General features: G+C 34.3%; 11 protein-coding genes. 8 read left to right on the top strand and 3 right to left on the bottom strand.

All coding sequences use genetic code 11. The features are described 5' to 3' along the window. Positions 1-381 precede the first annotated feature (381 nt). Positions 382-1,173: a peroxide stress protein YaaA gene (yaaA, locus tag BKH43_RS07375; RefSeq protein ID WP_095230139.1), complete on the bottom strand. Its 792-nt coding sequence runs from the start codon at positions 1,171-1,173 to the stop codon at positions 382-384. A gap of 106 nt (positions 1,174-1,279) precedes the next feature. Between yaaA and BKH43_RS07370 the strand changes: the two genes are divergently transcribed. The 8 genes from BKH43_RS07370 to BKH43_RS07335 all read left to right on the top strand — a co-directional run bounded on the left by BKH43_RS07370 (position 1,280) and on the right by BKH43_RS07335 (position 8,732). Beyond that, entirely contained in the window at positions 1,280-2,743 is a 1,464-nt protein-coding gene (locus tag BKH43_RS07370; RefSeq protein WP_095230137.1) for a mannose-1-phosphate guanylyltransferase/mannose-6-phosphate isomerase, read from the top strand. Further along, the gene (locus tag BKH43_RS07365) at positions 2,727-3,506 is read left to right on the top strand and encodes a DUF5644 domain-containing protein (protein WP_095230135.1); all 780 of its coding nucleotides are present in this window, start codon (positions 2,727-2,729) and stop codon (positions 3,504-3,506) included. Before BKH43_RS07370 ends, BKH43_RS07365 begins: the two co-directional genes overlap by 17 nt. A 36-nt stretch (positions 3,507-3,542) precedes the next feature. Beyond that, on the top strand, positions 3,543-4,394 hold the full coding sequence (locus tag BKH43_RS07360; RefSeq protein ID WP_095230132.1) for a hypothetical protein: 852 nt from the start codon (positions 3,543-3,545) through the stop codon (positions 4,392-4,394). A gap of 11 nt (positions 4,395-4,405) precedes the next feature. After that, positions 4,406-4,714, top strand: a complete 309-nt coding sequence (locus BKH43_RS07355; RefSeq protein ID WP_095230130.1) for a hypothetical protein — start codon at positions 4,406-4,408, stop codon at positions 4,712-4,714. An 8-nt stretch (positions 4,715-4,722) separates the two neighbouring features. Then, the gene (locus BKH43_RS07350; RefSeq protein WP_095230128.1) at positions 4,723-5,622 is read left to right on the top strand and encodes a TerB family tellurite resistance protein; all 900 of its coding nucleotides are present in this window, start codon (positions 4,723-4,725) and stop codon (positions 5,620-5,622) included. A 23-nt stretch (positions 5,623-5,645) separates the two neighbouring features. Beyond that, positions 5,646-6,218, top strand: coding sequence for a Holliday junction branch migration protein RuvA (gene ruvA, locus BKH43_RS07345; RefSeq protein WP_095230126.1), 573 nt, complete (start codon positions 5,646-5,648; stop codon positions 6,216-6,218). Between the two features lie 66 nt (positions 6,219-6,284). After that, positions 6,285-7,655 (top strand): amidohydrolase family protein, encoded by a 1,371-nt coding sequence (locus tag BKH43_RS07340; protein WP_216358499.1) that lies wholly within the window; start codon positions 6,285-6,287, stop codon positions 7,653-7,655. Between the two features lie 303 nt (positions 7,656-7,958). Further along, positions 7,959-8,732, top strand: a complete 774-nt coding sequence (locus BKH43_RS07335; RefSeq protein WP_095230124.1) for an outer membrane beta-barrel protein — start codon at positions 7,959-7,961, stop codon at positions 8,730-8,732. A gap of 69 nt (positions 8,733-8,801) precedes the next feature. Here BKH43_RS07335 and BKH43_RS07330 read toward each other — a convergent pair whose 3' ends face one another. Then, entirely contained in the window at positions 8,802-9,308 is a 507-nt protein-coding gene (locus BKH43_RS07330) for a YceI family protein (protein ID WP_095230122.1), read from the bottom strand. A 36-nt stretch (positions 9,309-9,344) separates the two neighbouring features. Then, on the bottom strand, positions 9,345-10,652 hold the full coding sequence (locus tag BKH43_RS07325) for a hypothetical protein (protein ID WP_095230120.1): 1,308 nt from the start codon (positions 10,650-10,652) through the stop codon (positions 9,345-9,347). Positions 10,653-11,128: the final 476 nt, after the last annotated feature.

Here is an 11,128-nt window from a genome sequence, read left to right as displayed (position 1 = left end):
GCTATATCTTTATTAGAACAATCTACTCAAGGTAATGTAAATATAGCTGATGATGCTACTAAGATATCTAGTAATGTAACTCATATAGCAGATGAGATAATGAGTGATGCTAATAGGAAGAAGGTGTGAGAAGTGATAAATAAGGTGTGAAACTTGTTCTTTTTAGGGTAAAGGAAGGGAAGATAAGAGAAAGGGATAAGAAGAGAGAGATTGGAGATAGGAAAAGGGAAAGAGAAGAGATAGAATCTGGGGTTTAGATTCTATCTTTAAAGCTTGAGACTGCCATGCTACTTACTACATTTATCCTAGTGTTGATGACAACATTAAGATACGCAAGCTTTAATGTAAAATAAGCTTTTTAATTTTTAAGTAAAGTTTTATCTAAGGTCTAACTTCAAAGTTATAGATAATCTCATCTTTCATGCTCTCCTTACTTAAAAAACAGATCTTAGAATCTAAAGATTCTAAAAACTTATCTAAAGAAGAAAGTGAAGTTATCTTTTCAAGGCTTAAAAGCCTTAAAAGAAGCCCCCTAAAATGCTTAGAGTAGTGACTTACAGGCTTAGAATCTTTATAAAAGTTAAAACTCACTAAAAGCCCCTTAGGAGTAAAAAGACCTCTATAAATACTAGCCCTTAGATCTATTACAAACTCACACTCTAAGCCCTCTTTTAACATAGTATCTAAGTAAGGTTTATAGATCTTTTTAAGTAAGCTTGCATTTTGAATGAGCTTATAATAAGGAAGATTATCACTTGCGCGCACTACACCAAAAAGGTTACTAAAGATTAAAACATTAGCATCTATATACTGCTTTGAATCTATGGGTAAGCTTTTATAATCAAGTGCTTTAAATGCTACTCCTTTATAACGACAAACTGCCTTTTCTAAGTGCAAGTTTAAAGAGCTAACTAACTCTTCCATAGCACTATCGCTAAAACTACTTTTTCCAGTAAGCTTTTTTAGCAACTTTAAGTCTTGCTTAAATATACACTCCCTAACATCATCTAAAAACTCCTTATAAACACCAAGTCTATAAGAAAAAAGCCTTTCACCTAGATAAAGCTCTTTTAAAAAGCCAAATATCTCTTCTACTTCTAAGTCTTCTAAACTTATCACTTTAGTGCTAGAAAGTTTTTCCTCACTTGGAGCTAGTAGTATGACAAAACTCATAATTCTCCCTTATTTATATGCTTTATGGAAAGATTAGCATAGCTTGGAGGATTTATTATCCATGTAACTTTGTATAATTTAGATATAAAAACATAAGGATTCCTTGATGATAGTTTCCATACTCTGTGGCGGGGCTGGCACTAGACTTTGGCCACTCTCACGAACGATAATGCCAAAGCAGTTTGCCAACCTTTTAAAAGAAGGCTCACTTTTTGAGTTAACCCTAAAACGAAATGCACCCCTTTTAAAAGATACCTTCTTTAAAGATAAACCTTCATCCATATCTATAGTGACTAATGATAAGCACTACTTTTTAGCACTTAATGAAGCTAAAAAAACTGGCGTTAGTATAGATACTTTTTTACTTGAAAGCGTGTCTAAAAACACAGCCCCTGCCCTACTTTTCCAAGCTCTAAGCATCTATAAAAACTTAGAATCTTTAGATGACTTAGAGTATATAAAAGCTAATGATGACATAATCCTAGCCTTACCAAGTGACCACTTAATAAAGGATGAAAAAGAGTATATAGAGTGCGTTAAAAAGGCTTATACTATAGCTGATAAAGGCTTTATAGCCACCTTTGGTATAACTCCAAGTGAGCCAAATACTGGCTATGGCTATATAGAAGTGCTAAAAGATTCTAAAGAAAAAGACTTAACTGGCCTAAAGGTAAAAAGTTTTCATGAAAAACCTAGTCTTGAAGTGGCAAAAAACTATATAAAAGAGGCTAAGTACTACTGGAACAGTGGTATGTTTTGTTTTAGGGCAAGCACACTTATAAAAGAAGCAAAGCTTTACTGTAAAGACATGCTAGAAGAGTGCTTTAAGGTTTTAAAAACTAGTCTTAAAGAAGCAAACTTTATAAGACTAGATGAAAAAGCAAGCCATAAGCTAAAAGATCTAAGCATAGACTACGCCATCATGGAAAAAAGCAAAAATCTTTACTTAGTAGAATCTAATTTTAACTGGAGTGATGTAGGGAGTTTTGATTCTTTAAGTAATGAATGGAAAAAAGATACTAATAACACAGCGACTAATACAACTCTTGAAGCTATTAACTCAGATTCTAACTTTATCCTTTCTCACAAACTTGTAGCTACTATAGGGCTAAAAGACTTTATAGTTATAGATACTAATGATGCATTATTAATCGCCAAAAAAGGAGAAAGTCAAGAGGTAAAAGAGATAGTCTCTAAGCTTAGTAAGTCTAACAAAGACCTTACTTTTTGCCACTCTACTGTACATAGGCCTTGGGGGAGTTACTCTGTTCTTTTAGAAGATTCCAGATTTAAACTAAAAAGCATCATAGTAAAACCTGGAGAAAGACTAAGCCTTCAAAAACATAGCCATAGAAATGAGCACTGGATAGTAGTAAGTGGAAGTGCCCTAGTGCAAATTGAACATGAAGAAATGTTTCTAGCACCTAATCAATCAACCTACATCCCTATGGGAAAAGTGCATAGATTATCAAATATGGGCAAGATAGATTTAGTTATAATTGAAGTTCAAGTTGGAGAGTACTTAGGTGAAGATGATATTGTAAGGATAGAAGATGACTATAAACGCTAAAAGAAGAATTTTTTTAAGTGTATTTGCTTTTGATTCTAGGTTTGATTACCAAAGTGGCTATTTAAGATATGACATAGACTATAAAGAAGATGATACTTTACTGGACTTTCTAGGAAAGATTCCAACAGGCGATTTTGGTAATAAAGAATTTGGTTATGACAAAGAGTTTTTGCACTTAAGGATTAATGATAAGTGCGTATTTGATAACTTAAAAGTTAGTGAGCTAGTTAAGCATTTTGGTAATGCGTGGATAATAGATCCTCTAAGTAAAAAATATGCTAAAAAAGACTTGCTTTTAAACTATGAAGTAGCCCTTAGTTTTTATGAAGGCTTTTTTGCAAGTGCTAGTTTTATATACCCAAGTGAAAAAGAAGAGCTTAAAAACTTTTTAAGCATGAACTTCATAGCAGACCATCACGATGAAGACTACTTTGGAGATGGATTCTTTTTATATCTAAAGTGGCTTATGGCGCGCCACCCTATGCAAAAAAGACATATACTAAAAACTATGGCGTCTAAAAAAGGAGGTATTATGAGTTATACTCCAACTGCATCTTTAATGTATCCCCCTAGTAACTCCATAGATGTAGAGATAGAAAATCTTCAGACACTCTTTTTAAATGCTTCCAAATGCCCGGTTAAAAAAGGCGAGTGGGTAGGACTAGGTAATAAGATAGAGTGTAAGTACAAACTAAAACCTAGCTTTAAACTACCAAATGTAACAGAAAAGTCACGCTGCCCTATCATGTCAGGTAAGATGTAAAAAGACAAGATATAAGGTAAGTATAAAAGGAAAAAAATGCAAGCAGGATATACAATCTATAATATATATAATCAAAAAAATCCCTTCCTAGATGCAGCCACTGCACTTATAAAAAGACTAGATCTACCAACCTTAGAGCTAACTGGTGCTTATAAGTTTGAGTTTAATGGAGGCTATCTAGGAAGAGTTGGAAACTTAGAATCTTACTTTCTAGCTAACGCTTATAATATAGCCATATGTGCTAAGCAAAACACTAAACTTTTAGCTCTTGATGAAGATGCTTATGCTAACTTAGTGCATGTAGTAAAAACTATAGAGTATGATGAAGAAGTAAAAAACTTTATAGAAAAAGAGCTAGATAGGCTAAAGTTAAGTCTAGACCTAAGTACACTAAAAGACTACATTTGCTACCTTCCTTGCGTCTTAGCCATGCACAAAGCAAGCATAGAAGAAAAAGTAGAACATAAGTTTAGTAACTTTTCTGCTTTTGTATACTATGGCGGTAGGCACTTTGATGCTAGCTTAGAAGATGAGTATAAGTGTATGGATGACTTATATAAATTAGTTGACTTAAAAGTTTATGAGGGTATAGAAAGCTTTGAGTACTATGCTCACTTAATGGATATAGATGATAAGATAGCCCTAGAAGAAAGCGGTAGGCTTATCTTTGCAGGCTGTGATAGAGGAGTAGACTTTTTACTAACCTTTTCAGAATCTACTTTTAATATGTTTGATAAACACCATTCAAAATGCATGAGGGCTTATAGGAGAGATCCGATTAATATAAGCACTTTAAATATATATCAAGTCTTACTACTTTCTTTTGATATGAGCAAGCAAAGTGCTATCTCTTATCATATGAAAAGACCTAAGTTTATATCAGCTTAAAGTTAGTAGCCATGAAAGCAGTTTTAAAGATACTGTTTGCTTGTATAGTAGCTGGAGCATGGTATCATCTAAATGGAGATGAGCAAGCCCCAGTTGCTATAATCATCCTTATACTCTTACTTCTTATCTCTTTTATGAAGATGCCTAAGTATCAAGACCCAGCCACAAGAGATGCTTACAGACAAAAGATTAAAGATGCAAGAGAAAGAAAGATGGCTATAGAAAAAAAACAAAAAGAAGAAAAGATTCTATTAAAAAAACAACAGCAAGAAGAAGAAGACTTTAGAAAACAACAACTTAAATCGAAATTAAAATTATAAGGAACTACATGGAAATAGTATTAGTCATAATAGCAGCAGCTGTCATATACTACCTCTACACAACCTTTCAGAACTATCTGAAAAATCCACTAAATCAAAACCCACAAAATACTAACGCTAAAAAAGACGACTATGAAGAGTACACTGATCCTTATGTAGAAGAAGACCCTATGACAAAACTTAGAGCAAGTGAGTATGGTGTGCTTATAGCCTTACTAGGAAAGCTTAGCCAAGTTGATGGTAGGGCTTCAAAACTTGAAGATGCCCTTGCTAAAAAGGCTATAAAATACATCCTAGAAGATAAACTTGATCTAACACAGTATGAGTTAGATGAGCTTAGAAACTCCTATCTTGAAATCTATAACACTCCAGGTCCAAGCACTGTAGAAGACCTAAGCGAGCAGTATCTAACTTTAACTAAAGGTGAGTATAGAAAAAGGATAAAAGTAGTAGAGCTTTTATTTGCCATGGGTTATGCAGATGGAATCTTAGATGCCAAAGAAAAAGATATGATCATAGATATAGCAGCAGTCTTTGAGATAGAAAATGACGACTTTAATAAGATGTATGATGACTTTGAAGCAAGCTATAAAGACACTAAAAAACCTAGTATGCAAGAAGCCTTAGAGTTTTTAGCACTAGATTCTAACTACACTCAAAAAGACCTTGATGGTGCTTATGATACAAAACTAGATTCTATAAACCATAACATCTTAAATGCTAAAAATTTTAATAAGTCTTATATGGAAAATGACGGACAAAGTATCATCATGCTTGAAGAATCTTATAAACTACTAGATAACACCCTTAAAACTAGTACAAAAGAAGATCAAACAGATACAGAATCTAAAAAAGACCCTATATCAAATACATCAGATAATATAAAGCTTTTAGAGCCTGCTAACTAAAAAGTTTCAAGCTAGGAGGTAGTATGATAGTAGCACTAAAAGGAAGTATCCACTCACTAAGTCCACTTGAAGTAGAGCTTGATGTAAGGGATGTTACTTACCTAGTTAACATCTCCTTGCTTACTAGCATGGCCTTAAAAAACCATATAGAATCTAACAAAGAAGCTAACTCTAAAGAGATAAGACTAGAAATCTTGCAAATCATCAAAGAAGATTCTAACTCTCTTTATGGTTTCTTAAACAAAGATGAAAGAGCACAGTTTATAAGCCTTTTAAAAGTTCAAGGCGTTGGCGCTAAGATGGCGCTAAATATCATGTCAACCTACTCAAGTCCAAACCTAGCTAAGATTCTCTCTTCAAAAGATTTAAATGCCCTAAAAGCTATAAAAGGCATAGGCTTAAAAGTAGCTAATAAGATCTTATTAGAACTAAGTGGTGAGGTAAAACTACCAGGAAGTAATGAAACAAGTCTAGCTAGAGAAGCCTTGCTCTCACTAGGATTTAAAGAAAGTCAAATATCACCTGCCCTAAATGGCATAGATGAAAGCTTAGGATCTTCAGAGATAGTAAAACTTGCCTTAAAAAAACTCTCTTAGCCTTTTTATAAACCCTATTAGTGATAAAATCTAACATGAAACTTAGATTAAAAGGAAACCTTACATATGGATAGAAGAAGTATATTAAAACTTGGTGGTTTAGGACTTGGGCTAGGGCTTAGCAGCACAGCCTTTGGACACACTATTAAAATAGGCGATATGATAGCTAAAGGCAAAAAAGAAGAAAACTATATATTAATTAATAACGCCAAAATCTTTGATGGGGTAAATGAAAAGCTCCTAGTTGGAAACCTCTTAGTTAAAGGTGGCAAAATCGCTAAAATCTCAACTTCAAAGATAGATGCTCCAAAGGGTGCAAAAATAATAGATGCTGGCGGTAAGTTTTTAATGCCTGGTCTTAGTGATGCCCACTGGCATGTTATGTTTGCAGCAGCGCCAATTAGTGCAGCCAACCTCCCTGATCCAGGGCTTTTTTATGCAGACGCTGTAGCTGAAGCTAGAAGGACTGTGCTTAGAGGCTTTACTACTGTTAGAGATATGGCAGGATCAGTTTTTGGCATAAAAGTTGCCATAGACACAAAAGCCGTGCCAGGACCGAGAATCTTCCCAAGTGGAGCTTTTATCTCTCAAACTTCAGGGCATGGAGACTTTTCTCCAAGCTATGAAAAGTCCCCTACTCTTGGAGGAGAGAGAAGTCATCTTGAAAACTTAGGTGAGTTCACAGTGGCTAATGGCGTTCCAGAAGTACTAGCTGCAGTTAGGGATAATCTTAAAAAAGGCGCTAGTCAGATAAAAATAGGTGTAAGTGGAGGAGCTATATCAGATTTTGACCCGCTAGATAGCACGCAGTTTAATGATGATGAGATAAAAGCAGCAGTAGGTGCTGCAGCTGACTGGGGAACTTATGTTTGCTCTCACGTCTATCATCCGCGTGGTATCAAAAGAGCGCTTAAAAATGGAGTTAAGTCTATAGAACATGGTCAGCTTGCTGATGAAGAAGCAGTTAAGCTTATAGCTAAGCATGATGCATGGCTTTCTATACAAGCCTTTTCATCTAAAACACTTCCAAAAGGCACTGTGATACCAGATAAATCTAAACCTTTATATGAAAAGTGGGAGCAAGTGGTAAGATGGGCTTTAAGAGATAAAGCAAAGATAGCCTATGGTACAGATATACTCTTTAGCCCAGAGTTCACACCTTATCAAAACAAGATGCTAGCAGTGTTTGCAGATGTACTAAGTCCTATAGACTTTTTAAGACTTGCTACATCTAATAATGCTAAATTACTAGAGTTAAGTGGTCCAAGAAACCCTTACAAAGAGGCTAAACTTGGTGTTTTAAATGAAGGTGCATGGGCAGATATGATACTAATAGATGGAAATCCTCTAAAAGATCCTAATGTCATAACTGAGTATGAAGATAAATTTGTAGTTATCATAAAAGATGGTGATATATATAAAAATATACTTGCCTAGATCACATAACTAGCTTGTAATGCTAAAGATGTCATAGCGATATTTTTATAATCTACTAAATACATAGCCTTTTTAAAAGCAACCTAGTATTAAACTAATCATATGTTTTAATACTAGGTTGATGCTTTATAATTTTTACTCACCCCTAGCATATGCTGCCATCATAAAAAACAAAATGTTAAATAAACTTCACATCTACTCTACTTTTTTGATATGATCTCAGATTGTGTTGTCATAAAAGTTAATCTTAAACTAACAAACTGACTACAACTCACAATCTACAATCAAATAGGATTTATAACAATGAAACAAAAGACATTAATAACTACGCTTGGCTTGATGCTAGCTTTAAGTGGCTTAAGTCTTGCAAAAGATGGAGTATTTATAGGTGTTAATGCTGGGCTTGCCTACACAAATATAAGCTATAAAAAGAGTAGTAATGGTAATTTTTATCCAGAAGATGCTCCGGGCTATTCAGTAGGGCTAGATGTAGGCTACACTCAAAGTTTTAACAAGTACATGGGCCTAAGATACTACCTAAGCTATAACTTCTCTCAAACCTTTGGCGAAAAGAGTGTATTTTTAAACTCTAGTGGTCAAGAAACTATATATAACAATGGAACTTCATCTTTTAACAATATGTTGCTTGCTAATGTTGACTACTTTGTAAACCTTAATAAGATGTTTGAAGTTTATGCTGGTTTTGGAGTGGGGTATGCTTACTCTAACACTAACTTACTTAAAGCAAAGATAGACCCAGCAAATGGCGGTGTTGTTATGTCTATAAATCAAGGCTCTGAAAAAACAGTGATTAATGGAGAGCCAGATACTTTTTTTAATGCAGGTGGCGGTTTTGTACTACCTATAAATGTAGGGCTAAGTATAAATATAACAAATCATCAAGTCCTAAGGATGGGAGTTAAGATCCCTCTACTTAGTACAGATTTAAAAGCAGTAAGAACTAGGATACCACTACTTTCCCCACAGTTATCAGCTTTAGCTGGCATACCTAAAGGTGAAGATATGGGAAGCATCAAAAACGTTATAGCTCAACTTGGCTATAGCTACACTTTTTAAAAAAGCTAGTAAAGTTTAGATTCTATTTAAGAATCTAAACTTTAGTAAGCCTATAAGCTAGCTCAAAGACTAGTTATCTGGAGTAACTTTATAGTTTATAGTTATCTCATCGCCTACTTTCATAGCCCCTAGCATAAACTTTGGAGGCACCATACCAAAGTCAGTTATCTTAGTTTTAAAGCTACCTTCTATCTCTTTATCATTTACTATTTTTGGCTTGGTTGATACATCAACATCCTTACCATTAATATTTATGATACCCACTAGAGTATTAGTCGCTGGATCATAGCTTTTCATAACATAAGTTATAACATCTATTGGGGTTACTTTCATGGCCTTGTAAGCATTTTTATCCATGCTTTTACCTTCAGTGCTTTTTAAACTCTGAGCAACCATAGAAACTTCTATCTTAGTTGGCTTGTTATCTTGACTTAGCATATCAACTTTTAGATCACTACTTTGCATCTTCCAGTCGTGTAAAGTTGAAGTACCTAGTACTTCTACATGACCGCCAGCAAAGGCAAAAGAACCAACCAACACACTAGCTAACACTACTTTTTTAAATATACCACTCATCCTTTACTCCTCTTTAATGCTTTTTTAATATCTTTCTTAAAATGCTACGTTAGCAGTTAACATAAAGCCTTGGAAATAAGCATAACCTTTGCTATCAGCAAGCTTTCCGCCAAATGTAGAAAGATTTCTTTGTTGCCAGATGTATTCAGCTCTTGCTAAAACACCTTTATACATATACCAGCCAACTGAAACTTGTGCTTGATCTAGTTGTTGATCTAGTGCTGTTCCATCTCTTCTACCATTTAAGAAAGCTTTTTCATATCTTGCAGCTACATACATCTTATCATCCCAGAATCTTTGAGCCAAAGTGATAGAGAAGTGGTTCATATAAGCATCACCAGCTGAAGGTAGTTGTAAAGCTTGGTTATTTAGTGCGTTGTTGTAAGCACCGCTTGCAAACTCATAAACACCAGTTAACTCAGTGCCTTTGTATTTTAAAAATAGTGAAGTGTTATAAGCACTCATACTACCAGTTCCAGCCATAGGATTCCAAGTGCCAACTCCTGTAGCAGTGCTAGCTGCTCCATAAACGCCTCTTAAAACAGTTCCAGCTAGAGATCCAGTTCCATTAAATAGGCTTTCAGCGCTATTAGGTGAAGCTTGGATGTAAACAGATTCTGAGATACGTGCTCTAAAATCTTCAGTTACTTGACTATCCCATCCTAGTTTAAAGTAACCAGCTACGTTAGTTTTACCTGGCTCTATAGTGTAGTTTTGAGGATCTATAACACCTGTTGTAAGACCACCTAGTAAAAAAGCGCCTTTATATCTAAGTAGTAGCTCACCGAAAACAGATTGTAAGTTAGATTCTACAGCTTGGTTTATAGTAAAGTAGCCTCTATAAGTGTTAGCATTATCAGTTCTAGTAAATTGGTTATCACCAAAGTCTATGTCATTAACCCCTACTTTTACAGTTACATGCTTCATTATAGAATCTAAAAAATCACTACCTAAAAAATCTAGGCTTTCTATAGTTGCATATCCACCTTTTACAAAAGTGTTAGTGTGGTGGTGTGAAGCTAGTCTAGTTTGAAGTACTACATTAAAACCACGAGCAAGTCTTGCACTTATATCTAAGTTAGCAACTGGAAGGGAAAAACCTATCTTTTGAGGACTTCTAACTCCTGGAGTGGTTCCATTAAAGTTATCATCCATACTTTGTACAAAGAAAGATAAGTCTCCATGTACTCCTATACTTGGTCCATCAAAGGGCGCATCATCATGTGGTGCTTCAAACTGGTTTAATGCATAGTTTCTATCTGTAAAACTTATGGCGTATAAGCTACTACTTGCAACTATAGATAAACCACCTATAACTAAAGCCTTTTTTAGCATACTTTTCATACTAACTCCCTGAAAATTAAAGATATAAAAGCTAAAAAGCCTGAACTATTAAAAGCAAATCAAAAACAAGCTTTTATGAGAAAAATACTAACTAAATACGAGTTTTTTCCTTACTTGCATTTAATGGCAATTAACTTTAAAGTGGCTATTTATCGCCTATACAGATTGTATGAAGATAAATTTACATTTATTAATATAATTTATATCAATAAAAACTTAAAAAAGAAAAAGTAGAACTTTACTTTTATGGAATCTCGCCCCTTAAGGCCCATGTCATAAAAGGGTAGTTTGAAGCTATATGGCAACTAATCTAAAAAGATTAGAAAAGCATTTACCATCCTAGATTCTAAGTAGTAACTTTATCAAGGCAAAACTACACGCTATGTATAACTTAAGTAGTTAATTTACCTATAAAGATACAAAACTACACAAAAGTAGTCATTTTGAAATATAGACAAAATTTTAAATTAACACTT

It is taken from the genome of Helicobacter sp. 13S00401-1 (assembly GCF_002272925.1).
In the GTDB taxonomy this organism is placed as follows: Bacteria; Campylobacterota; Campylobacteria; order Campylobacterales; family Helicobacteraceae; genus Helicobacter_I.
The sequence above is the reverse complement of the archived record's forward strand: the minus strand, read 5'-3'. Positions and strand labels throughout refer to the sequence as shown.